We start from the raw sequence: 22,657 nt of genomic DNA, 5'->3' as shown, positions 1-22,657 counted from the left end.
GGGGTCAGGCTGGGCCGAGGACGGCGGTGAGGGCGTCCAGGAAGCGGTCGGTGGTGGCCTCGTCCCGGACGGCGATCCGCAGCCACTCCTCGCCCAGCCCCGGGAAGGTGTCCCCGCGCCGGACGGCGAAGCCGCGCCCGCGCAGCCGCTCCCGGACGGCCGCCGCCTCCGGCAGCCGTACCAGGACGAAGGACGCGGCCGGCTCGCCGTACACCCGAAGAGTCGGGAAGGCGGCCAGGCCCTTCAGCAAGTATGTCCGCCACAAGGCCAGTTCGGCGGCGGCTGCCTCCGCCTCGGCCAGCGCGGCCGGGCCGCTGCACGCCTCGGCGGCGGCCAGCGCGGGGGTGGAGACCGGCCAGAGCGGCTGGGCGGCGCCGAGTGCGGCGATCAGTGGCGCGGGCCCGAGGACGTAGCCGATCCGCAGTCCGGCCAGGCCCCAGGTCTTGGTGAGGCTGCGCAGGACGACGACCTGGCCGGGCAGGTCCCGGGCCGGGGCGAGGGACTCGCGTTCGCCGGGCACGGTGTCCATGAACGCCTCGTCGACCACCAGGGTGCGTCCGGGGCGGGCGAGTGCGGCGACGGCGTCGGCGGGGTGCAGGACGGAGGTCGGGTTGGTGGGGTTGCCGAGGACGACCAGGTCGGCCTCCTCCGGGACGGCCCCCAGCCGGAACCCGTCCTCGGGGGACAGCAGCACCCGGTGCACCTGGTGTCCGGCGTCCCGCAGAGCCGCCTCTGGTTCGGTGAACTGCGGGTGCACGACGACGATGTGACGTGCCGTCAGGACACGGGCCAGCAGGACGAAGGCCTCCGCCGCCCCCGAGGTGAGCAGCACCTCGTCGGCCGGCCGCCGGTGCCGGGCGGCCACCGCGGCGCGGGCGGCGCCCTGGTCGGGGTAGGCGGCGAGGTCGCCGAGGGTGGCCGCGAGCCGGTCGCGCAGCCAGGCCGGGGGTGTGCCGGTGCGGACGTTGACGGCGAGGTCGACCAGGCCGGACCCGTCGGCGCGCACCTCGGCGTCGCCGTGGTGGCGCAGGTCGGGTTCGGGGGTGGTCACGCGGGGTCTCCTTGCGGGTGGGCGGGCACATCGGGGGCGAGCGGATGCAGGGGCAGCCCCGGGACGCGGTGGACGTCGTACGGGCCCGGCGGCACGCTCAGTGCCGCGCCGTCACCGAGGGCGACCAGTGCGACGGCGTGCCCGTGCGCGGCCAGGTCAACAGCCAGGTCAACGGCCGCGTCGGCGGCCAGGTCGACGGCCGCCCCGACGGCCGCCCCGACGGCCGCCCCGGCGCCGTCGTCCGTCGCGATCCGCCTGGTCCCGGGCCGCAGCAGCTCGGCGACCGCCTCGACCGCGCCCGGCGCGCCCACGACCGCCGACGCGCGCCGCAGTTCCGCCAGCGCGCGCGGCACCAGCAGGTCGTGCGCGCCGGGCCCGAGCCCGACGACGGCGAGGCGTCCGCGGACCGCCGCCCGGGCGATCGCGACCGTCGCCGCGGCGGACTTCCGTTTGGTGGCGACGAGTTCGCCGCCCGGGGCGCTCGCCAGGGCGGCCGCCTCGGCGACGCTCGCGGTGCCGACGGCGGCGCCGACCAGGTCCGACGGGTTCGGCACCGCCACCGCGGCCAGGGCCGCCGCCGGGTGCTCGTCCACCGGCACCCCGCCGAGGCAGAACGCGGCCCAGCGCACCTCCGGGTGGTCCGCCTTGCCGGCCACCGTCGCCAGCCGGGCGATCGAGGCGCGGGCCAGGCCGTGTTCGGCCAGGGTGTCCGTGATCAGTCGCATCAGCTCGGAGTCCGTGGCGCCGCCGCCCGCGCCGACCCCGACGACCAGGGTGCGCGGGTGCACGAGGAGCACGTCCTCCTCGGGGTGGGTGCGGTCGGTGACCCGCAGGACGGGGGCGTCGGCGGGCGCGTCGGGACGGGCGGAGGACGGCAGGGCGGGCAGCGGGTACGCCAGGTCGCTCTCCAGCCGGACCGGTCGGCCCTCGGCGAGCGCCTGCGCGGCCGCCGAGCCGCGCGGCCCGCGGGTGGACGTCGACGCGTGCCCGGCCAGATGCGCGAAGGGCGGGGCGGTGGCCGGGGGAGGGCCGCTGGCCAGGACGGCCCGGACACCGAGCAGGGCGGCGAGTTCCTCGGCCAGCTCGTCGGCGCCGCTGTCGCGCCCGGTCAGCGGGACGGCGTAGCGCAGGTTCAGGTCCAGGCTGACCAGGCCGGGCCCGCCGGGGCGCAGGTGCGAGCCGTCGATCAACAGCCGCACGGTGGCCGCGACCGGCGCGAGGCAGACCACCAGGTCGTCCCGGCCGAGGGCGTAGTCCAGGGCCTCGGTCGGACCGAAGCAGGCACTGACCACCGCGGTGTGGACGCGGGTGGTCTCGGGCCAGGCGGCGTGGATCTCGTCGGCCAGCAGGCGGCCCGTCCCGTTGAGGGCGACCAGTCCGATCACGTCCCGCTCCTTCACCCAAAGCCCCGCGATCCCCGCGCACGAGCATCCGCGATCCCGCCACAAGGGCCCCCGTGATCCCACCACGCCCGGTCGGAACGGGTCAATCGGGGCGGTTGTGACGTGGACCGCCGACGGGCGGCAGCTGTTCGTCTGTTCTTCACTTGTCTTGTGCGGTACACGACACGGCGCGATCCTACTGTTCTCGGCGCTCCAACCAGGCAGCCCCGACGCACGGAGGACCCGATGGCCTTCGCACGACTCCGCACCCCCGGAACCACGTCCCCCCGCCGCCCCTCCCGCCGCCCGCTCCGCCGGCCCCTCACCGCCCTCGCCGCCGGGCTCGGCCTCGTCGGCGGCTCGCTCGGCCTGTGGGCCGCCGGCGGCAGCGCGGCCGCCGACACCACGGGCGGGCTGCCCTCGCCCGACCACGTGATCGTCGTGATGATGGAGAACCACGCCTACTCGCAGGTCATCGGCAGCAGCTCCAGCGCGCCGTACATCAACAACACGCTGGTCGCCGGCGGTGCCGCGCTCACCCAGTCCTTCGCGCTCACCCACCCCAGCCAGCCCAACTACTACATGCTGTTCTCCGGCAGCGCGCAGGGCGTCACCGACGACAGCTGCGTCGACGTCGGCGCCCTCCAGCAGCCCAACCTGGGCTCCGAACTGCTCGCCGCCGGCCGGACCTGGGCCAGCTACAACGAGGGCCTGCCCGCCCAGGGCGCCACCGACTGCCGCGTCGACAACTACGCGCAGAAGCACAACCCGTGGTTCGGCTTCGGCAACGTGCCCGCCTCCAGCGCCTACGGCATGGACGCCTTCCCGACCGACTACACCACCCTGCCCAAGGTCTCCTTCGTCATCCCGGACCTGTGCAACGACATGCACGACTGTTCCGTCGGCACCGGTGACGCCTGGCTGCAGACCAACCTCGCCGCCTACGCGGACTGGGCCAAGAGCCACAACAGCCTGCTCGTGGTCACCTTCGACGAGGACAACCGCCTCGCCGGCAACCGCATCCCGACCGTCGTCTACGGCGCCCACGTCACCCCCGGCAGCAGCACCGGCACCACCTACAACCACTACAACGTGCTGCGCACCCTGGAGGACCTCGCCGGGCTGACCACCCACGCGGGCAACGCCGCCAACGCCACCGACATCACCGGCATCTGGAACTGACGCCCGTGTACGTCGCGGACTCCCGCAGCTCCAAGGCCCCCGCCGCCCCGGCCTCCGCAACGGAGCCGCCGGGGCGGCGGGGCGCCGCCCTGCGCGCCGTACCCGGGACGGTGCTCGCCCTCGGCGCCGTCAGCCTGGTCACCGACATCTCCTCCGAGATGGTCACCGCCGTCCTGCCGCTCTACCTGCTCACCGGCCTCGGCCTCTCCCCGCTCGGGTTCGGGCTGCTGGACGGCATCCAGAACGGGTTCAGCGCACTCGTGCGCCTCGCCGGGGGCCACCTCGCCGACCGCCGCGGCCGTGACGGCGCCGCCCGCCACAAGGCCGTCGCGGCCGTCGGCTACGGCCTGTCCGCGCTCTGCAAACCGCTGCTGCTGCTCGTCCACACCGTGCCGCTGATCGGCGCCGTGATCGCCGTCGACCGCACCGGCAAGGGCCTGCGCACCGCGCCCCGGGACGCGATGATCTCGCTCTCCACCGAACCCGCCCACCGCGGACGGGCGTTCGGCGTGCACCGGGCGATGGACACCGCCGGGGCCCTGCTCGGCCCGCTCACCGCCTTCCTCGTGCTGCGCCTGGCGGGCGGGCCGATGCTCGCCGACGGGGGAGAGCGGCACGGCTACAACGCGGTGTTCACGGTCAGCGCGTGCGTCGCCGCCCTCGGCGTGCTGGTCCTGCTGCTGTTCGTGCCGAACCGGCCGTCGACTGGCGAACCGTCAAGTACTGCTCCCACGCTGCGCGACAGCCTCACCCTGCTGCGGCTGCCCGGGCTGCGACGGCTCACGCTCTGCGCCGTCCTGCTCGGACTCACCACCGTCAGCGACTCCTTCCTCTACCTCCTCGTCCAGCGCCGGCTCGGCCTCTCCGTCGACCTGTTCCCGCTGCTGCCGCTCGGCACCGCCGCCGCCTTCCTGCTGCTCGCCGTCCCGCTCGGCGCCCTCGCCGACCGGATCGGCCGCCGCCGGCTCTTCCTCGGCGGGCACGTGCTGCTGCTGCTCGCGTACGGGCTGCTGCTCTCGCCGGCCGGCGGCCCGGCGGTGGCCGTCTGCGTCCTCGTGCTGCACGGCGCCTTCTACGCGGCCACCGACGGCGTGCTCGCCGCCGCCGCGGCCGACGCCGTCCCGGCCGGGCAGCGCGGCGCCGGGCTGGCCCTGGTCGGCACCGGGCAGGCGCTCGCCCGGTTCGCCTGCTCGCTGCTGTTCGGCGCGCTGTGGAGCGCGGTCGGCGGCACCGGCGCGCTGGGCTGGTCGGCGGGGGCGCTCGCGCTCTGCGTGCTCGGCGCGGCCGCCGTCCTGCGTGAACCCGCCACCACCACCGTCGAGGAGAGCCCGTGAACCGACTCCAGAACCGGACCAGGGTGATCATCCTCCTGGTCGCCGTCCTGCTGCTCGGCGCCGTCGGCACCGGGGCCGTCCTCCACGCCGCCGACCGCACCGCCCGGCGCGACCAGGCCCAGCCCGGCGGCCCCGCCGTCACCGAGGGCGCCGTCACCCTGCAGAAGCCCTCCGAGGGGCGGAAGCTGGTCTTCCGCAACATGGCCTGGGGCCCGCACCGCGACGAACTCACCGCCGTCCCCGCCGACCGCCCGGACGGTCCGCGCACCGCCTCCGGCGTCCAGTGCCTGCGCTTCTACGCCGCCGCCGGCACCGGCATCTGCCTCCAGGCCCAGCACGGCGCCCTGGAGGACACCTACCGCGCCGTCGTCCTCGACGACCACCTGCGCGAACGGCGCTCCTACCCGGCGGCCGGCATCCCCACCCGCTCCCGAGTCTCCCCGTCCGGGCACCTCGCCGCCTGGACGGTCTTCGTCAGCGGCGACTCCTACGCGGGCACCGACTTCTCCACCCGCACCTCCATCGTCGACGTCCGCGACTGGAACCTCCGGGACAACCTGGAGACCTTCGACGTGATCAAGGACGGCCACCCCTACCAGGCCCACGACATCAACATCTGGGGCGTGACCTTCGCCGACGACAACACCTTCTACGCGACCCTCGCCACCGGCGGCCACACCCACCTCGTCCGCGGCGACCTCGCCGCCCACACCCTCACCACCCTGCACGAGAACGTCGAGTGCCCCTCGCTCTCCCCGGACGGCACCCGCATCGCGTACAAGAAGCGCGTCCCCGGCCTGTCCCCCGACGCCCCCTGGCGCCTGTACGTCCTCGACCTCGCCACCATGACCGAGACGGCCACCGCCGAACAGCGCAACATCGACGACCAGGCCGTCTGGTCGGACACCGGTACCCTCCTCTACGCTCTGCCCGGCGACTACGGCGCCGACCTGTGGACCGTCCCCGCCGACGGCGGCGGTGCCCCCCGGCGGGTCACCCAGGCCGCGGTCGCCCCCGCCTACCTGGGCTGAGGAACTCTCGGCTACGGTCCCTCGTCGAGCACAATGACGTCCTGATCGAACGGGGGAACGACAATCGTGGACGGCATCCCGCCCGAGCGCGCGGTCACCGACTCCTGGCCGGCCCTGCACGGCCGACCCGTCCTGCGGCGCACCGTCGCCGTCGGACTGGTCCTCTGCGTGTCCGTCGCGGCCGCCCTCGTGGTGCGCGGCGTCAACTCGCTCACCGCCGGCCGCGTCGGCCGCGAGACCGACCGCGACCGCGCCGAACTCCTCGCCGGCCTCCACCCCTCCCAGCACCCCGGTGTCGGCCGCTCCTACGTCCCCGTCGGCGCCGTCTACACCCACACCCCCGACGGCGCCCCCATCGCCTACCTGCACTACCGCGTCGCGGGCAAGGACGTCGGCCTCGGCGACTTCCTCCGCGCCTACGACCTCCCGGCCCCCGGCCCCACCGCACCCCTCCCGGCCGACCTCACCGCCGCCCTCGGCGGCGACGGCCCGGCCGAGGCCCCCGAACTCCTCCCGGACCCTGAGCCCGCCCCCACCCCGTCACCCACCCCCGACGCCACCACCGCGGACCCGGCGCCCCCGGCGCCCGCGGCACCCCCTGGCCTCCAGGCCGCCGACCCCGACGCCGACGCCGAACCGGACGCCGACGCCGACCCCACCCCGGACCTCGACGACGAAACCCCCGAGCCCACCCCCTCCGTCACCCTCCCCCTGACCCCGACCCCAACGCTCACCCCGACGCCCACCCCCTCCCTCACCCCCACCCCGCCCCCCAGCCACCCCCAGACCACCCGCCGGATCTACGTCGCCACCATCCCCGGCGCCGCCCCCGGCGCCGCCGACATCTACATCCGCGCCACCGGCTGAGCGCGCCCCCGGCGTCTGCGCCTGAACCGCCGCGCGGTCCGGCGCTTCGGCGTACGTTGGGGGGCCGGGGCGGCCCCGCGGTGACGGTCGGTCCGGACGTGCGCGGGCGGCAGCGGCAGCGGCAGGCGGCCGTAGTGGTCGGGCAGTTCGCGTGTCCGTGGCCTCCCCGGTGGCGTTAACCCGGCGGGAACCGCACCGGAGGAGGAGCCCATGAAGGACAAGACCCCCAGGGACATCGCCGTCGACGACCAGCTGCGGGCGGCAGGGGCGGAGGGCGCCCAGTGGCTCAGTGCCGCCGGGTGGGGGTCGCCGGTGACGGTCCCGGTGCAGAAGGCCGCCAGGTGGCAGCAGGAGACCAGGGCCCGGATGCTGGCGGCGCAGGCGGACGAGTCCTGCACGTGGTGCGTCCACCTGCTCAACGGCGGCCCCCAGCCCGTGGTCGTCCACGCCGAGCACCCGACCCACCTGGTCTGCCGCGCCTGCTCCATCGCCGCCCGCCCCCGCCGCGCCTGCCTGGACTGCGGCGGGCCGGCCGCCTCCGCCTCCCCGGCGGACGGCCGCGAGGACGTCTTCATGGGCCCGGTGGCGATCTACACCCGCCTCCGCTGCGCCACCTGCCACCGCGCCGACCGCCCCGACCGCCCCGACCCCCTGACCGGCACCTTCGGCAACGGCCCGTCCTGAGACGGGCAGGGCCCGAGGGGGGGTCACGGTGACGCGGGGTTCCCGGGGGTCGCCTGGTAGGTGGCTGCGGCGGAGGTGAAGGAGGTGGCCAGGGACGGGGCTCCGGCCCAGTGCAGGTGCAGGTAGGAGGCGTGGACGTGGCTGCCCGCGAAGCCCTCGGTGCGGGGGCCGGTGGGCAGGCGCCAGCCCCAGGCGGGGTGCTCGCCCGCGCCCGGTTCGCAGACCGTCCGGTGGAACTCGTGGCCGCGCACCCGGGTGCCGGTCCGGGCGAGCGGGGAGTCGTGCAGGGCGACGGCCTCCCGGTAGCCGAGGGTGAGCCGTTCGGTCATCCGGGCGCCGGTGTCCAGCACGCCGCACATCGGCAGGCCGTCCAACTCGCGTCCCAGGTAGAGGAGTCCGGCGCATTCGGCGGCGATCGGGCCGCCGCCGGCGGCGAACTCCGCGATGGCCCCGCGCAGCGCCGTGTTGCCGCTCAGCTCCCGGACGTACAGTTCGGGGAAGCCGCCGCCGATCACCAGGCCGGCCGTGCCGTCGGGCAGCGCCGAGGCGTGCAGCGGGTCGAAGGGGACGACCTCGGCGCCTGCGGCGGTGAGGAGTTCGGCGTTCTCGGCGTACGAGAAGGAGAACGCGGCGCCGCCCCCCACCGCGATCCGCGGTGTGCCGGCCACCGGGTCGACCTCGGCCGACGGGTTCCACGGTTCGGCGGTCAACTCCGGGGCCGTCCGGGCGAGTTCGAGCAGGGCGTCCAAGTCGACCGAGGCGGCGACGAGTTCACCCATGTCGGCGACGGCGCGCAGGGCCTCCGCCGAGCGCTCCACGGCCGGGATCAGCCCGAGGTGGCGGGACGGCGTGGCGACCGCCGTGGAGCGGCGCAGCGCGCCCAGCACGGGCACGCCCGAGCCCTCCTCCAGGGCCTCGCGCAGGAGGTGCTCGTGCCGGTCGGAGGCGACCCGGTTGAGGATCACCCCGGCGAGGCGCACCTCCGGGTCCCAGGAGGCGAAGCCGTGCACCAGCGCGGCCACCGACCGGGACTGCGAGGAGCCGTCCACCACCAGGACCACGGGCGCCCGCAGCAGCTTGGCGACGTGCGCGGTGGAGGCCAGCTCCCCCCGCCCGGAGGCCCCGTCGAACAGGCCCATGACCCCCTCGACCACCGCGACGTCCGCCCCCGCCGCGCCGTGCAGGAAGAGCGGGGCGATCCGCTCCGGGCCGCACAGGAAGGCGTCCAGGTTGCGGCCCGGGCGCCCGGCGGCGAGCGCGTGGTAGCCCGGGTCGATGTAGTCGGGGCCGACCTTGTGCGGGGACACCGCCAGCCCGCGCGCGGTGAGCGCCGCGATCAGGCCGGTGGCGACGGTGGTCTTGCCGGCGCCCGAGGAGGGCGCGGCGATGACGAGGCGGGGGATGGCGGCCAACGGCCTGCCGGCAGTGCTCAACGGTCTACCACTCGATACCGCGCTGGCCCTTGCGGCCGGCGTCCATGGGGTGCTTGACCTTGGTCATCTCGGTGACCAGGTCGGCGAATTCGGTCAGCGGCTCGGGTGCGTACCGGCCGGTGACGACGACGTGCTGGCTGCCCGGGCGGTCCTTGAGCACCGACACGACCTCCTCCGGGTCGACCCAGCCCCAGTGCATCGGGTAGGTGAACTCGTCCAGCACGTAGAAGCGGTAGGTCTCGGCCGCCAGGTCGCGCTTGACCTGCTCCCAGCCCTCCTTGGCGGCCGCCTCGCTGTCCATCTCCATCTCGCTGGAGCGCTGGATCCACGACCAGCCGGAGCCCATCTTGTGCCAGTCGACCGTCCCGCCCTCGCCGGAGGCGCCGAGCACGCGCAGCGCGTTCTCCTCGCCGACCTTCCACTTGGCGGACTTCACGAACTGGAACACCCCGACGGGCCAGCCCTGGTTCCAGGCCCGCAGCGCCATGCCGAACGCGGCCGTGGACTTGCCCTTGCCGGGGCCGGTGTGCACGGCGGTGATCGGCTGCGTGCGGCGCTGACGGGTCGTCAGGCCATCGTCGGGGACGCTCTCGGGGACACCCTTGGGCATGTCGGCTCAGGCCGCCTTTCGCATGGTGGTGGCACGGTTCTCGCGCCGGCTGTCCTGCCGGTTCTCGCGGACGAGCGAGGCGACGCCCTCGGGGCGCAGCTCGTCCAGGCTGACGGCGGTGCCGCCGAGCAGCCCGGCCAGGGTGCGGGCGAGGCCGAGTCGGACGGGGCCGGACTCGCAGTCCAGCACCACGCTGGCGGTGCCCTGCGCGGCGAACAGCCCGGCCGCGCGCTGCGACCGGGCGAGCGCGTCCCGCCCGCCGGTGGCCCGGCCGTCGGTCACCACGACCAGCAGCGGGCGGCGGCTCGGGTCGCGCAGCCGCTCCACCCGCAGCACCTCGTGCGCGCGCAGCAGGCCGGCGGCCAGCGGGGTGCGACCGCCGGTGGGCAGCGACTCCAGCCGGGCCGCGCCGACCTCCACGGACGACGTCGGCGGCAGCGCCAGTTCGGCGTCCGCGCCCCGGAAGGTGATCATGCCGATCTTGTCGCGCCGCTGGTAGGCGTCCATCAGCAGGGACAGCACGGCGCCCTTGACGGCGGTCATCCGCTGCCGGGCGGCCATCGAGCCGGAGGCGTCGACGACGAACAGCACCAGGTTGGACTCCCGTCCCTGGCGGACCTGTTCGCGGAAGTCGTCCTTGCGCAGCACCAGCGCCCGGCCGGCCCGCCCGCGTGCCGCCTGGTGCGGTGCGGCGGCCTGCAGGGTGGCGGTCAGGTGCAGCCGGCTGAGCGCACCCTGGGGGCGCCGGGCGCGCACGGTGTGCCCGCCGGTGGTCTCGGCGGGGGAGCGGCGGCCCTGGGCGCCGTGGCCGGTGCCCTGCACGGTGAACAGCTTGGTCCGGTACGGGTCGCCGGCCGCGACCGGCGCCGACTCCCGTGCAGGGGCGGGGTGTTGGGCCGGCACGGGCTGCTGGAGCGGCTCGTCCGGCTCGGCGGCCGATGCCTCCGGACCAGAGGCGGGCTCGGGGGCCCCGCCACCGTCCGGGCCGCCGCCGGGGCCGCCGTCCGGGCCCGGACCGTCGTCCTCGGGGCCGTCGCCCTCGCCGTCGCCCTCAGCCTCTCCTGAGCCCCCGGGCTCCTCGGGCTCCGACGACTCCGAGGGCTCCTGCGGCTGCGCGTGCTCCTCCAGCGTCCGGTCGAGCTGTTCCTCGTCCAGCCCCGGCGCGTCGAAGGGGTTGCGGCGGCGCCGGTGCGGCAGCGCCAGCTGGGCGGCCTTGCGGACGTCCTCCTCCAGCACCTCGGTCCGCCCGTCCCAGGCGGCGAGCGCGACGGCGGTGCGGGCCATCACGATGTCGGCGCGCAGCCCGTCCACCTCGAACGCGGCGCACACGGCGGTGATCTGACGCAGTGCCACATCCGTCAGCTCCACCTTGGGCAGCAACTCCCGCGCGGCGGTGATGCGTTCGGCGAGCGCCTGCTCGTCCGCGGCGAACCGCGCGGCGAAGCCGGCCGGGTCGGCGTCGTAGCCGAGCCGGCGGCGGACCACCTCGGCGCGCTCGGCCGGGTCCCGGGTGGCGGCGATCTCGACGGTCAGGCCGAACCGGTCGAGCAGCTGCGGCCGGAGCTCGCCCTCCTCCGGGTTCATCGTGCCGACCAGCAGGAAGCGGGCGGCGTGCCGCACCGACACGCCCTCGCGCTCGACGTACGAGCGGCCCATCGCGGCGGCGTCCAGCAGCAGGTCCACGACGTGGTCCTGGAGCAGGTTCACCTCGTCGATGTAGAGCACGCCGCGGTGCGCCTTGGCGAGCAGCCCCGGCTCGTACGCCTTGACGCCCTCGGCGAGCGCCCGTTCCAGGTCGAGCGAGCCGACGATCCGGTCCTCGGCCACGCCGACCGGCAACTCGACCAGCTGGGCTGGGCGTTCGGACGCCGAAGGGCGGTCGTGCGGCCCGTCCGGGCACTGCGGGTCCGGAGCGGCCGGGTCGCAGGCGAACCGGCAGCCGTCGACGGCCGCGAGGGTCGGCAGCAGGCCGGCCAGCGCGCGCACCATGGTCGACTTCGCGGTGCCCTTCTCGCCGCGCACCAGCACGCCGCCCACGGCCGGCGAGACCGCGTTGAGCAGCAGTCCGAGCCGCAGGTCGGGCATGCCGACGATCGCGGTGAACGGATAGCGGACGTCACTCATGCATACTCCCCAGGTGCCCCGGGCGCCAGGAACGGCAGCGATCCGGCCGCCGGCACCCCGCCCTCGATCAGCTTCCACAGCGCGTCGGTGTCCGCGTGTTCCTCGATCAGGTCGCCCAGCCGGTCCAGCCGGGCCTCGCGCGCCTCGGCGAACGAGGTGTCCGGCGCCGGCACGAACGCCCGGCCCGCCAACGCGGCGACCTCGCGCAGGAGTTCACGGCGGAAGCCGTCGTTCTCCAGCGCGCCGTGCCAGGTGGTGCCCCACACCGGGCCGACCCGGCAGCCGTCCAGGCCGTGCCCGTCGTCATCGGAGAAGAACGGCTCGCCCCCCTCCACGGCCACCACTCCGTGGTGGATCTCGTACCCCTCGACCCGCTGCCCGTACGCCGTGCCGGCCGGCCGCGCCAGCACCTTCTCGGCGCCGAACCGCACGTGCGTCGGCAGCAGGCCCAGGCCCTCGACCGAGCCGGCCCCGGACTCCACCTCGTCCTCGATCCCGCGCGCCAGCATCTGGTAGCCGCCGCACACCCCGAGGACCGGCAGCCCGGCCGCCGCCCGCGCCTTCAGCGCCGGCTCCAGGCCGCGTTCGCGCAGCCAGGCCAGGTCGGCCACGGTGGCCCGGGTGCCGGGTAGCACCACCAGGTCGGCGTCGGCCAGTTCCTCCGGCCGGGTCACCCAGCGCACCAGCACTCCGGGCTCCTGCGCCAGCGCGTCCAGGTCGGTGAAGTTCGACAGCCGGGGGAAGCGCACCACGGCCACCCGCAGCACGTCCGCCCCGAGCGGGCCGCGGCCGTCCACCCGGTCCACCACCGTGGACAGGTCCAGCGAGTCCTCGGCGTCCAGCCACAGGCCCGGCAGCATCGGCAGGGTGCCCAGCACCGGACGGCCGGTCAGCCCGTGCAGCATGTCCAGGCCGGGCGCCAGCAGCCGCGCGTCGCCGCGGAACTTGTTGACGAACCAGCCCGCCACGTGCCGCTGGTCCTCCGCCGACAGCAGTGCCAGCGTCCCGTACATCGCCGCGAAGACGCCGCCGCGGTCGATGTCCCCGACCACCACCACCGGCAGCCCGGCGGCCGTCGCCAGGCCCATGTTGGCGATGTCCCGGTCCCGCAGGTTGATCTCGGCGGGCGAACCGGCGCCCTCGCAGACCACCACCTCGTAGCGGCGGCGCAGATCCGCCAGGCACTCCAGCGACCGTTCCAGCAGGACGGGCTTGCGCTCGCGGTAGTCCAGCGCGCCCACCTCGGCGACCGGCCGGCCCAGCAGCACCACCTGGCTGCGGCCGTCCGCCCCCGGCTTCAGCAGCACCGGGTTCATCGCCGCCTCCGGCTCCACCCTGGCCGCCTGCGCCTGCATCGCCTGCGCCCGGCCGATCTCGGCGCCGTCGGCGGTGACGAAGGAGTTCAGCGACATGTTCTGTGCCTTGAACGGCGCGACCCGCACCCCCTGCCGGGCCAGCCAGCGGCAGATGCCCGCGGTCACCACGCTCTTGCCCGCGTCCGAGGTCGTCCCCGCGACCAGCAGTGCGTTGCTCATGCCCTTCCCCTCCACCGTGTCGTCAGCAAGCGCAGCGCGACGTGCCCCGCGACCGTCGTACCCAGGGCCAGCGCGCCCACCCGCCGGGAGAGCACGCAGGCCCGCTCGATGTCGTCCGCCGTCACCGGCCGCAACTCCGCGCCCAGCACCGGCCGGTGCTCCACCCGCTCCCCGTACTGGAGGGTCCCGCCCAGCCGGACGCCCACCGCGCCCGCGAAGGCCGCCTCCGCCTGGCCCGCGTTCGGGCTCGGGTGCGCCGAACCGTCCCGCCGCCAGACCCGCCAGGCCGTTTTCGGCTGCGGCGCGGCGGCCACCGTGAGCAGAGCCGTCAGCCGGGCGCCCGGCCAGCCCGCCACGTCGTCCAGCCGGGCCGAGGCCCAGCCGAACCGGGCGTACCGCGGCGAGCGGTGGCCGACCATCGCGTCCAGCGTGTTCACCGCGCGGAACGCCAGCAGCCCCGGGGTGCCCGCCAGCGTGCCCCAGACCAGCGCGTTCACCACGGCGTCCGCCGTGTTCTCGGCCACCGACTCGACCACCGCGCGGGCGATCTGAGGCCCGTCCAGCGCGCTCGGGTCCCGCCCGCACAGGTGCGGCAGCCGCTCCCGCGCGGCCGCCAGGTCGCCCGTGGCCAGCGACCGGCCGATGGTGCGCGCTTCCCGGGTCAGCGAGGTGCCGCCCAGCACCGTCCAGGTCGCGGCGGCCGCCAGCGCGGCCCGGCCCAGCGGACGCCGGCCCACCGTACGGTCCAGGGCCACCGCGCCGGCCGCGACCGCGCCGACGCACAGCGCCGTGTACCCGGCGCCGGCCACCCGGTCGTCCTGCCACACCCGCCGCTCCAGCCGGGTCGCCGCACCGCCGAAGACGGCCACCGGGTGGCCGCGCCGGGGGTCGGCGAAGCGGGCGTCCGCGGCGAAGCCCGCGGCGGCGCCGAGCGCGAACGCGGCGGCGCGGGTCAGCGGGCGCACGGCGGGTTCGGCGGAAGGCCGCGTGGGGTCCGGCGGGGCGGGGCAGCCTGCATCGCGTGCGTGTCCTCACTCAGGGTCCGCGCCCTGGATCGACGTACCGGGGGCGAGAGTCTCCTGGCTTCCGGGTCGGACACACCCCCGGGCCTTCCAGCGGCTTCTGACGGTCCGCCGTGGCAATGTTCCGAGCGTGCTCCCCGGTGACAGTGGCGGGACCGCGCCGGACTCGCACCGGCTTCCTCTGCATGCCTCCGTTTGGCCCCAGGATCCCATCACGCGGCCGAACCGGGAGTCAACCGAGGTCACGGAGGGGTTGGTCACACCTCGGAGCCCCGTCGCCACCTCCGATCCGCCCGCCCCGCCCTGCCTGACGCCCGCCCAGCCCGAGGCCCCGCCGTGCCCCGGACGGCCCAGCCCGGTGGCCGCCCGCGCGGCCCCCCGGTGAACTGGTGCCCGGACACCGCCCGGACACCGTCCGGTCCAAGACCAGCAGAGCGGGGAGCGATATGCGTTGGGGAACCGCGGCCGTCGTGGCGGCCGCCGTCGTCGGCGCCGGGGCCGCCGGGGCCGCCGTCCTGGTGATCGGCCGCCGGGCCTCCGAACGGCTGGTCCACCCGGCGAGCGCCGCCCGGGAGTCCGGCCCCGTCCTGGTGCGGAGCCTCGCCGCGGGCCGGATCACCTTCAACCGCCGCCCCGAGAGCCTGCGCCCCGGCCGCTGGGCCGTGGAATGGGACGACCACGGCCACGCCGTCGTCGAGGAGGTCCTGCACAGCGACGAGAACGGCGTCACCCGCCGCCTCGTCCGCGCGGACCGGGGCACCCTCACCCCCGGCACCGAGGTCCGCTTCACCCCCCGCGTCCACCTCGGCGACCCCACCGAGGCGCTCGGCCTCCCCTTCACCGACACCGCCGCCGACGGCGAACTCGGCGCCCTCCCCGCCTGGCGCCTCGACGGCAAACGCGGCACCTGGGTGATCCTCGTCCACGGCCCCGGCGCCGACCGGCAGCAGACCCTCCCGGTCCTCCCCGTCCTCGACCGCCTCGCCCTGCCCGCCCTCGCCGTCACCTACCGCGGCGACCAGGGCGCCCCGGCCTCGCCGGACGGGCTCGGCCACTTCGGCGAGACCGAGTGGCGCGACGTCGAGTCGGCGGTACGGCTCGCCCTCGACAGCGGCGCCGGCCGGGTCATCCTGTACGGCTGGTCCCTCGGCGCCACCATGGCCCTCCAGACGGCCTCCCGCTCCGCCTGGGCCCATGCCATCAGCGGCCTCGTCCTGGACTCGCCGGTCCTCGACCTGCCCGCCACCGCCCGCCGCGGCGCCGCCCGGGCCGGCTACACCGGCGCCGCCGCCGAGCTCGGCGCCCTCGCCGCCGAGGGCCGCACCGGCGTCGACCTCGCCGACTTCGGCCGCATCGCCGAGGGCGCCGACCTGCGCGTCCCCACCCTCCTCCTGCACAGCCCCGACGACCAGGTCGCCCCCTTCCGCGCCGCCGAGCGCCTCGCCGCCGCCCGCCCCGGCGTGGTCAGCCTCCGGCCTTTCCCGGGCGCCGACCACGCCACCCTCTGGAACTCCGCCCCCACCCACTACACCGAACTCCTCCGCCGCTGGCTCACCCCCCTTCTCTGAACCCAGCCCCCCCGCGCGAGAAGTCACACCCGCGGGGCCTCCGTACGGAACCCGGACCTCACCTGTCGGCCACGGAGTGTGACCGGTCGGGCGGGTAGCGCGACCGTCGCCGCAAGGGTTGAGCCGTGATGGCATGACCCCGCCACCTGTTTCCGGCCAGGCGGTTTGCCTCTGTTGCCCGATTGTTGCCCGATCTTGGGGAGGTGCCGTCGACGGCCGCCCGTCCGTACAGCCAACCGGATGTGACAGAAGGCCGGTACAAGGGGAAGACTGCTCGACGTGACGTCTCGGAATCCGCGCGACCGTGATGCCCCGCTCCCTCCGACGATCGGTACTGGTGCGACGGTGACCCGTCTCCCCGGTACGGCCCACCGGCCCGCCGCCGGCAAGCCGGGCGGGGCCGGGGTACCCCGCCGACGAGGGCCCGCTGCGGCGCCCGGTCGGGGGAGGGTTCCCGTACCGGAGGGCTTCCCCGCGCCGGCCGAGCTGGCGCCGCTGGCCCGCCGGATGCTGGTGGACGCCGTCCGGATCGCCCGCTGGGCGGGGGACCTGGAAGAGGTCGACAAGCGGGGCGAGCTGCTGCCCGATGACGCCCGTGCGGCGGGTCGGGCGCTGGCCATGACGGTCGGCGCCGCCGCCAAGGCGTGGGGGCAGGCGCTGCTGGTCGGCCTGGTGGAGGCCAGGGACGGCGGTGCGGTCCCGGGTTGGCGCCTGCACGCCTGGGAGCACGACGACGAGGCGGTCGTCCGCGGCTGGTCGGCACTGTTTGACGCCTGGACGCTGCTCGCCCCGGTGCCGCCCGCCGCCCTGCGGGGCGTGTTCGCGGTGCTGGCCGGCCAGGCGGTGGACCAGGCGCCGCAGCTGCTGTCGTTCCTGCACCTGGTGGCCGGTCCGGTGTCGGACGGCGAACTGCTGGAGCTGCTGCGCCGGGGGCTGGACGAGCGCCGGGTGGGCGGCACGGACGGTTCGGGCCTGTCGCCCGTGCCGCACGCCGCCTCGGCGGTCTCGGCGGTCCGCGGCACGTGCCGGGAGCCGCAGATCGACACCCCGCCGTCGCCGGCGGACGTGGCCGCGGTCCTGGACTGGATGCTGGACGGCCTGGCGGCCGTCGGGGCCGTGGTCCGCAGGGACGAGGCCGCCGAGCTGTCGCCGCTGGGCCACTGGGCGGTGCGGGCGAAGCTGGAGGAGATCTGCACGGTCGCGCAGACCGCGGCCGGGCACATCGAGCAGAGCGCCTTCGAGCTGCTGAACGCCTGCGCGGACTACTCGCCGGGCCCGGCGCGGGCCGAGTTCCGCGCCTGGGTGGCGGCCCGTCCGGCCGATCGGGCGGTGGCGGAGCTGCTGGACGCGGCGCAGGGGGACGACGCGCTGGTGCGCGGCCTGGCCTTCGAGGCGCTGCGGGTGGCCGGCGGCCCGGCCGAGCAGGCGGTGCGGGCATCGGTGGACGAGCCGGTGCTGCGCCCGTACGCGCTGTTGTGGCTGGCGGAACGCTCGGACGAGGGCGTTTCGCCGGCGGACGTGCTGGGGGCGGAGGACGCGGCCTGGCTGTGGGTGGACACGGCTGCGGCGGTGCTGGACCACGGCGAGACGGAGCTGCTGGTGGGCCACGTCGAGGGCGCCGCGGCTGGCGATCCGGTGCGGTTGTTCGCCCGGGCCCGGCAGTCGGGGCACCCGCGGGCGGCCTCGGTGCTGACGGCGGTCTCGGGCGTGCACCCGGATCCGGGCGTGGCACGGGCGGCCCGCCGCTCGGCGTTCAGCGTGCACACCGGCGGCGCGTAGCAGCGCCCGTCGAAGAACGAGCGCGACGAGGAGAAGAGCGGGCACGACGAAGAGGGGCCCGGATCCGACTGGATCCGGGCCCCTCTCGCGTACGGGAACGACTCAGCCGAGGCGGGACTCCGCCCGCCTGGCGCGGACGTCGCCGACCTTCTGTCCGACCTTGCGCCGGATGACCAGCAGCGGGGCCATCGCGGCGAGCGTGATCTGGGCGAAGGCACCGACGTGCATCAGGGCGTCGCCGCCGGGCAGGCCGGTCGCCCAGGCCGCGAGGCAGCCGATCGAGACGACGATCCAGCACAGCGTGGCGGTGGCCAGCAGCCCCTGGGGCTTGGGGTACTCGATCCGGCTGACCATGAGGTACGCGGCGCCGAAGATGGCGAGCAGACCGGGCAGGAACGGCGGGTCGAGCAGCACGATGGCGATGACCGTCATCGCGCCCATCGGGCAGGGCATGCCCTGGAACACCCCGGGCCGCATCTTGACGGCGGAGAAGCGGGCGAGCCGCAGGACGACCGCGAGCAGGACGGTGATCGCGATGAGCGCCGAGAGCTTGCTGTTGGAGCCCTGCGAGACCATGCCCCAGACGGCGACGAAGTAGGCCGGCGCGATGCCGAAGCTGATCAGGTCGGCCAGGTTGTCCAGTTCCGCTCCGAGGGCGGAGGAGCGGAGCTTGCGCGCCACCAGCCCGTCGAAGAGGTCGCACATGGAGCCGATGAGCAGCAGCGTGACCGCGGTGGCGGCGCTGTGCCGGTCGGGTGCGGCGTCCGGGTTGGTGATGTGCGGGACCAGGACCCCGGTGGTGATCGAGTAGATCGCCAGGAAGCCGCAGACGGCGTTCCCCAGGGTCAGGAAGTCGGCGGTGGACAGGTGCTGGGGAGAGCGCGGGGCGCGCAGCTCGCGGTCGCGGGCCCAGCGGCGACGGCGCAGGGCCGTCTCCTCGTCGTCCAGGCCGACGATTGTCTCAGGATCAGTCACGGTCAAGGCGCGTCACCCCGGCTGTGGTCTTCTGGCCGACCTCGACGCCGACCTCGACGCCGGCCGGCAGGTAGGTGTCGACCCGGGAGCCGAACCGGATCAGACCGATCCGGTCGCCCTGCTCGACCTTGGTACCGGCGGCGACGTACGGCACGATGCGACGGGCCACGGCCCCCGCGATCTGCACCATCTCGATGTCGCCGAGCTCGGTGTCGAAGTGCCAGACGACCCGCTCGTTCTGGTCGCTGTCCTTGTTGAACGCGGGGACGAAGCCGCCCGCGACGTGCTCGACCGACGTCACCGTGCCGGGCAGGGGCGCGCGGTTGACGTGGACGTTGAGCGGGCTCATGAAGATCGCGACCCGGGTGCGGCCGTCCGGCCAGGCGTCGATGCTCTGCACCACGCCGTCGGCGGGGGAGATCACTCTGCCCGCGCCGATCTCACGCTCGGGGTCGCGGAAGAACCACAGCATGCCCGCGCCGAGCGCACAGGCGGGTACCGCTGCCAGGGCCCACTTGCCGCTGCGCCGGGTGAGGGCGGTGGTCACGGCGGCCGTGGCGAGGGTGGGGACGAACCAGGGGGTGGCTCCGCGCGCGATGGTCACGCGGGGTCGCCGACCGGCCGTCGTGGCTGCGAGGGCATCGCGGTCCGTGACGGAGGTGTGAGGGGACGGGCTGATGGGCATCGAAGACCTTTGTCGCGGGGGATCATGGCCGCTGGACGGGGGCCACCGCGGGATCGGGTAATAGAGGGACGGCTTGCTGTCCCGGTGGATGCTATCGGGAGCACACGGTGGGTGGGCAACCCGCCTGCTCGTTCACGTGTCCGGTGGAAGCGCGTGTGCGCGTCCCACCTCTACGACCGTAGCTCGCCCCGGTCCGGTTCCCAAGGGACCGGACGGGGCTGGTGACACTTGTCTCAACAGGCCTGTCGGCGGAACCCGGTGGGCGGAACGGGCCGTTCGCGGTCGCCGGGGGTGCGGGACACGGCCCGTCGAGGGTGTGCGGAAGCGGCCGCGGGGCGTGTCGCCGCAGCTGTACGCCCTGCGGCCGCTTCCGGAGGGCCGTGCCGGACCCCGGCGGACCAGGCCGGGGCCGTGATGGCACGGCGGGTGGCCGGGACGGGCCCGCACGCCCGTCGACCGGCGGTTCGGAAGGGGTCGTCCAGCCGGCCCGGAGCGCCCCGGGGGCCGCTCGTCGAGCCGGGGTGACCCGGTGCTCACTCCGCGATCCGGTACTCCTCCAGGAGTCGGCGTCCGACGATCATCTTCTGGATCTCCGCAGTTCCTTCACCGATGAGCAGCATCGGGGCCTCGCGGTAGAGCCGCTCGATCTCGTACTCCTTGGAGAAGCCGTAGCCGCCGTGGATGCGGAACGCGTCCTCGACGACCTCCTTGCAGTACTCGGAGGCGAGGTACTTGGCCATGCCGGCCTCGAGGTCGTTGCGCTCGCCGCCGTCCTTCTTGCGGGCGGCCATGACCATCATCTGGTGGGCGGCCTCGACCTTGGTGGCCATCTCGGCGAGCTTGAACTGGATGGCCTGGTGCTCGGCGATCTTCTTGCCGAAGGTGGAGCGCTGCTGGGCGTAGGAGATGCCGAGTTCGAAGGCGCGGCGGGCGACGCCGCAGCCGCGGGCGGCGACGTTGACGCGGCCGACCTCGACGCCGTCCATCATCTGGTAGAAGCCGCGCCCGGGGACGCCGCCGAGGACGCGGTCGGCCGGGATCCGGACGTCCTGGAGGACCAGTTCGGTGGTGTCGACGCCCTTGTAGCCCATCTTCTCGATCTTCCCGGGCACGGTGAGGCCGGGGACGGTCGGGTTCGGGCCGAATCCGGGGGTCTTCTCGATCAGGAAGGTGGTCATGTTCTTGTACGGGGTGCTGCCGCCCTCGTCGGTCTTGCACAGGACCGCGACGAGGGTGGAGGTGCCGCCGTTGGTGAGCCACATCTTCTGGCCGTTGAGGACGTAGGACTCCCCGTCCTTGACGCCCTTGGTGGAGATGGCCGAAACGTCGGAGCCGAGGCCGGGCTCGGACATCGAGAACGCGCCGCGGATTTCCCCGGCGGCCATCCTCGGCAGGAAGTGGTCCTTCTGCTCCTGGGTGCCGTGGGCGTTGATCATGTGCGCCACGATGAAGTGGGTGTTGACGATGCCGGACACGCTCATCCAGCCGCGGGCGATCTCCTCGACCACCAGGGCGTAGGTGAGCAGCGACTCGCCGAGGCCGCCGTACTCCTCGGGGATGGTGAGGCCGAAGAGGCCGAGCTGCTTCATCCCCTCGACGATGGCGGTCGGGTACTCGTCCTGGTGTTCCAGCTCGGTCGCGACCGGAATGATCTCCTTGTCGACGAAATCCCGCACGGTGGCGAGGATGTCCCGCTGGATCTCGGTGAGGCCGTCGGTCTGTGCCAGGCGTCCCATCGTGCGGCTCCGAAAGGTTTAAGGGGGCGGGGGGGGGGGATTGCCGGGGGCCCTGCCGGCGTGGCTGCGGCGGCAGGGCCCCCGTTCCGGGTGGGGGGCGGCCGATGACGGCGGCCGGCCCCTCCGGGGTCTCAGGGGATTCGGGGCCCTAGGAGAGGGGAGTCGGGCGGCCGGGCTGCTCGCCGCCGCGCTCCTTGACGTACGTCTCGGTCGGCACCATCACCTTGCGGCGGAAGATGCAGACGACCGTGCCGTCCTGCTTGTACCCCTTGGTCTCGACGTACACGATGCCGCGGTCGTCCTTGGACTTGGACGGCCACTTGTCGAGGACGGTGGTCTCGCCGTAGAGGGTGTCGCCGTGGAAGGTCGGCGCGACGTGCCGCAGCGACTCGATCTCCAGGTTGGCGATGGCCTTGCCGGAGACGTCCGGGACGGACATGCCCAGCAGCAGCGAGTAGACGTAGTTGCCCACCACCACGTTCCTGCCGAAGTCCGTCGTCCGCTCGGCGTAGTTGGTGTCCAGGTGGAGCGGGTGGTGGTTCATGGTGAGCAGGCAGAAGAGGTGGTCGTCGTACTCGGTGACGGTCTTGCCGGGCCAGTGCTTGTAGACCGCGCCGACCTCGAACTCCTCGTAGGTGCGTCCGAACTGCATCGCGTCGGGCCTCAGCTTTCCGGGATCTCGAACTTGGTGGTGCGCTCCAGGCCGGCGGCCCGGCCCTTACCGGCGATGACCAGGGCCATCTTGCGGCTGGCCTCGTCGATCATCTCGTCGCCGAGCATCGCGGAGCCCTTGGCGCCGCCCGCCTCGGAGGTGCACCAGTCGTAGGCGTCGAGGATCAGCTCGGCGTGGTCGTAGTCCTCCTGGGAGGGCGAGAAGATCTCGTTCGCGGCGCCGACCTGGTCGGGGTGGAGCACCCACTTGCCGTCGAAGCCGAGGGCTGCGGCGCGCCGGGCGACCTCGCGGTAGCCCTCCTGGTTGCGGATCTGCAGGTACGGGCCGTCGATCGCCTGGAGGTCGTTGGCGCGGGCGGCCATCAGGATGCGCATCAGGATGTAGTGGTAGGCGTCGGCCGGGTAGCCGGCCGGCTGCTCGCCGACCACCAGGGACTTCATGTTGATGGAGGCCATGAAGTCGGCGGGGCCGAAGATGATGGTCTCCAGCCGGGGCGAGGCCTCGGCGATGGCGTCGACGTTGACCAGGCCCTTGGCGTTCTCGATCTGCGCCTCGATGCCGATCCGGCCGACCTCGAAGCCCATGGTCTTCTCGATCTGGGTGAGCAGCAGGTCGAGCGCCTTGACCTGTTCGGCGTCCTGGACCTTGGGCAGCATGATGCAGTCGAGGTTGGGGCCGGCGCCCTCGACGACGGTGATCACGTCGCGGTAGGTCCAGTGGGTGGTCCAGTCGTTGACCCGGACGACGCGGGTCTTGCCGCCCCAGTCGCCGTTGTTGAGCGCGTCGACGATGTGGTGGCGGGCGCTCTCCTTGGCCAGGGGGGCGCAGGCGTCCTCCAGGTCGAGGAAGACCTGGTCGGCGGGGAGGCCCTGGGCCTTCTCCAGGAAGCGCGGGTTGCTGCCGGGCACGGCGAGGCAGGAGCGGCGCGGGCGCAGTCGGTTGAAGGTGGCGGCGGGCGACGGGTGGGCAGACATGAGGGTGGGTCG

General features: G+C 74.7%; 19 protein-coding genes and 1 riboswitch. Of the genes, 7 read left to right on the top strand and 12 right to left on the bottom strand.

The features are described 5' to 3' along the window. Positions 1–4 precede the first annotated feature (4 nt). Positions 5–1,051, bottom strand: coding sequence for an Rv2231c family pyridoxal phosphate-dependent protein CobC (cobC, locus tag AC07BF_RS03920; protein ID WP_478332897.1), 1,047 nt, complete (start codon positions 1,049–1,051; stop codon positions 5–7). After that, positions 1,048–2,436, bottom strand: a complete 1,389-nt coding sequence (locus AC07BF_RS03915) for a cobalamin biosynthesis protein (protein WP_478332896.1) — start codon at positions 2,434–2,436, stop codon at positions 1,048–1,050. Before AC07BF_RS03915 ends, cobC begins: the two co-directional genes overlap by 4 nt. A gap of 243 nt (positions 2,437–2,679) precedes the next feature. On the opposite strand from AC07BF_RS03915, the gene AC07BF_RS03910 reads away from it, so the two are divergent. The 5 genes from AC07BF_RS03910 to AC07BF_RS03890 all read left to right on the top strand — a co-directional run bounded on the left by AC07BF_RS03910 (position 2,680) and on the right by AC07BF_RS03890 (position 7,531). Continuing rightward, entirely contained in the window at positions 2,680–3,615 is a 936-nt protein-coding gene (locus AC07BF_RS03910) for an alkaline phosphatase family protein (RefSeq protein WP_478332895.1), read from the top strand. Positions 3,616–3,620: 5 nt separating this feature from the next. Next, positions 3,621–4,949: an MFS transporter gene (locus AC07BF_RS03905; protein WP_478332894.1), complete on the top strand. Its 1,329-nt coding sequence runs from the start codon at positions 3,621–3,623 to the stop codon at positions 4,947–4,949. Next, on the top strand, positions 4,946–5,980 hold the full coding sequence (locus AC07BF_RS03900) for a TolB-like translocation protein (RefSeq protein ID WP_063349576.1): 1,035 nt from the start codon (positions 4,946–4,948) through the stop codon (positions 5,978–5,980). The genes AC07BF_RS03905 and AC07BF_RS03900 overlap by 4 nt, the downstream gene beginning before the upstream one ends. A 66-nt stretch (positions 5,981–6,046) precedes the next feature. Beyond that, positions 6,047–6,847, top strand: a complete 801-nt coding sequence (locus tag AC07BF_RS03895) for a hypothetical protein (protein ID WP_478332893.1) — start codon at positions 6,047–6,049, stop codon at positions 6,845–6,847. 210 nt (positions 6,848–7,057) lie between these two features. Beyond that, positions 7,058–7,531, top strand: a complete 474-nt coding sequence (locus AC07BF_RS03890; RefSeq protein WP_363627922.1) for a hypothetical protein — start codon at positions 7,058–7,060, stop codon at positions 7,529–7,531. A 23-nt stretch (positions 7,532–7,554) separates the two neighbouring features. Here the strand turns inward: AC07BF_RS03890 and AC07BF_RS03885 are convergent, their stop codons facing one another. Genes AC07BF_RS03885 through AC07BF_RS03865 form a run of 5 tightly spaced genes read right to left on the bottom strand, consistent with a single transcriptional unit; the run spans position 7,555 to position 14,198 of the window. Further along, positions 7,555–8,943 carry a cobyrinate a,c-diamide synthase gene (locus tag AC07BF_RS03885; protein ID WP_478332928.1) on the bottom strand — a complete coding sequence of 463 codons (1,389 nt, stop codon included), beginning with the start codon at positions 8,941–8,943 and terminating at the stop codon, positions 7,555–7,557. 25 nt (positions 8,944–8,968) lie between these two features. Continuing rightward, positions 8,969–9,574, bottom strand: coding sequence for a cob(I)yrinic acid a,c-diamide adenosyltransferase (gene cobO / locus AC07BF_RS03880; protein WP_363580571.1), 606 nt, complete (start codon positions 9,572–9,574; stop codon positions 8,969–8,971). A 6-nt stretch (positions 9,575–9,580) separates the two neighbouring features. Continuing rightward, positions 9,581–11,698 carry a putative cobaltochelatase gene (locus AC07BF_RS03875; protein ID WP_478332892.1) on the bottom strand — a complete coding sequence of 706 codons (2,118 nt, stop codon included), beginning with the start codon at positions 11,696–11,698 and terminating at the stop codon, positions 9,581–9,583. Beyond that, complete coding sequence (locus tag AC07BF_RS03870) at positions 11,695–13,233, bottom strand: cobyric acid synthase (RefSeq protein WP_478332891.1); 1,539 nt, start codon at positions 13,231–13,233, stop codon at positions 11,695–11,697. The genes AC07BF_RS03875 and AC07BF_RS03870 overlap by 4 nt, the downstream gene beginning before the upstream one ends. Continuing rightward, positions 13,230–14,198 (bottom strand): cobalamin biosynthesis protein, encoded by a 969-nt coding sequence (locus AC07BF_RS03865; RefSeq protein ID WP_363580577.1) that lies wholly within the window; start codon positions 14,196–14,198, stop codon positions 13,230–13,232. The genes AC07BF_RS03870 and AC07BF_RS03865 overlap by 4 nt, the downstream gene beginning before the upstream one ends. 107 nt (positions 14,199–14,305) lie before the next feature. Beyond that, positions 14,306–14,437, bottom strand: a riboswitch (cobalamin riboswitch). A gap of 264 nt (positions 14,438–14,701) precedes the next feature. Here AC07BF_RS03865 and AC07BF_RS03860 point away from each other — a divergent pair. Together AC07BF_RS03860 and AC07BF_RS03855 are read left to right on the top strand one after the other, a co-directional pair. After that, positions 14,702–15,823, top strand: a complete 1,122-nt coding sequence (locus AC07BF_RS03860; protein WP_400986478.1) for an alpha/beta hydrolase family protein — start codon at positions 14,702–14,704, stop codon at positions 15,821–15,823. A 345-nt stretch (positions 15,824–16,168) separates the two neighbouring features. Continuing rightward, positions 16,169–17,602, top strand: coding sequence for a hypothetical protein (locus AC07BF_RS03855; protein WP_363580581.1), 1,434 nt, complete (start codon positions 16,169–16,171; stop codon positions 17,600–17,602). A 102-nt stretch (positions 17,603–17,704) separates the two neighbouring features. Here AC07BF_RS03855 and AC07BF_RS03850 read toward each other — a convergent pair whose 3' ends face one another. The 5 genes from AC07BF_RS03850 to AC07BF_RS03830 form a co-directional block, all read right to left on the bottom strand. Continuing rightward, a complete protein-coding gene (locus AC07BF_RS03850; RefSeq protein ID WP_030059975.1) occupies positions 17,705–18,583 on the bottom strand; it encodes a CDP-alcohol phosphatidyltransferase family protein in 879 nt (292 codons plus the stop codon). Continuing rightward, positions 18,570–19,262 (bottom strand): phosphatidylserine decarboxylase, encoded by a 693-nt coding sequence (locus AC07BF_RS03845; RefSeq protein ID WP_363580583.1) that lies wholly within the window; start codon positions 19,260–19,262, stop codon positions 18,570–18,572. The genes AC07BF_RS03850 and AC07BF_RS03845 overlap by 14 nt, the downstream gene beginning before the upstream one ends. 533 nt (positions 19,263–19,795) lie before the next feature. Further along, positions 19,796–20,998, bottom strand: a complete 1,203-nt coding sequence (locus tag AC07BF_RS03840) for an acyl-CoA dehydrogenase family protein (RefSeq protein WP_363580585.1) — start codon at positions 20,996–20,998, stop codon at positions 19,796–19,798. A 148-nt stretch (positions 20,999–21,146) separates the two neighbouring features. Then, a complete protein-coding gene (locus tag AC07BF_RS03835) occupies positions 21,147–21,650 on the bottom strand; it encodes a MaoC family dehydratase (protein ID WP_363580587.1) in 504 nt (167 codons plus the stop codon). A gap of 11 nt (positions 21,651–21,661) precedes the next feature. Then, entirely contained in the window at positions 21,662–22,645 is a 984-nt protein-coding gene (locus tag AC07BF_RS03830; protein WP_363580589.1) for an HpcH/HpaI aldolase/citrate lyase family protein, read from the bottom strand. Positions 22,646–22,657: the final 12 nt, after the last annotated feature.

Source organism: Kitasatospora sp. NPDC043950 (assembly GCF_056435345.1).
This window is presented reverse-complemented; position numbering and strand designations above follow the sequence as displayed.

Excerpts from the sequence above, each read along its gene's own strand:
- AC07BF_RS03910 (WP_478332895.1), top strand. The coding sequence starts at position 2,680 with ATGGCCTTCGCACGACTCCGCACCCCCGGAACCACGTCCCCCCGCCGC.
- AC07BF_RS03890 (WP_363627922.1), top strand. The coding sequence starts at position 7,058 with ATGAAGGACAAGACCCCCAGGGACATCGCCGTCGACGACCAGCTGCGG.
- cobO (WP_363580571.1), bottom strand. The coding sequence starts at position 9,574 with ATGCCCAAGGGTGTCCCCGAGAGCGTCCCCGACGATGGCCTGACGACC.
- AC07BF_RS03875 (WP_478332892.1), bottom strand. The coding sequence starts at position 11,698 with ATGAGTGACGTCCGCTATCCGTTCACCGCGATCGTCGGCATGCCCGAC.
- AC07BF_RS03870 (WP_478332891.1), bottom strand. The coding sequence starts at position 13,233 with ATGAGCAACGCACTGCTGGTCGCGGGGACGACCTCGGACGCGGGCAAG.
- AC07BF_RS03860 (WP_400986478.1), top strand. The coding sequence starts at position 14,702 with ATGCGTTGGGGAACCGCGGCCGTCGTGGCGGCCGCCGTCGTCGGCGCC.
- AC07BF_RS03845 (WP_363580583.1), bottom strand. The coding sequence starts at position 19,262 with ATGCCCATCAGCCCGTCCCCTCACACCTCCGTCACGGACCGCGATGCC.
- AC07BF_RS03840 (WP_363580585.1), bottom strand. The coding sequence starts at position 20,998 with ATGGGACGCCTGGCACAGACCGACGGCCTCACCGAGATCCAGCGGGAC.
- AC07BF_RS03835 (WP_363580587.1), bottom strand. The coding sequence starts at position 21,650 with ATGCAGTTCGGACGCACCTACGAGGAGTTCGAGGTCGGCGCGGTCTAC.
- AC07BF_RS03830 (WP_363580589.1), bottom strand. The coding sequence starts at position 22,645 with ATGTCTGCCCACCCGTCGCCCGCCGCCACCTTCAACCGACTGCGCCCG.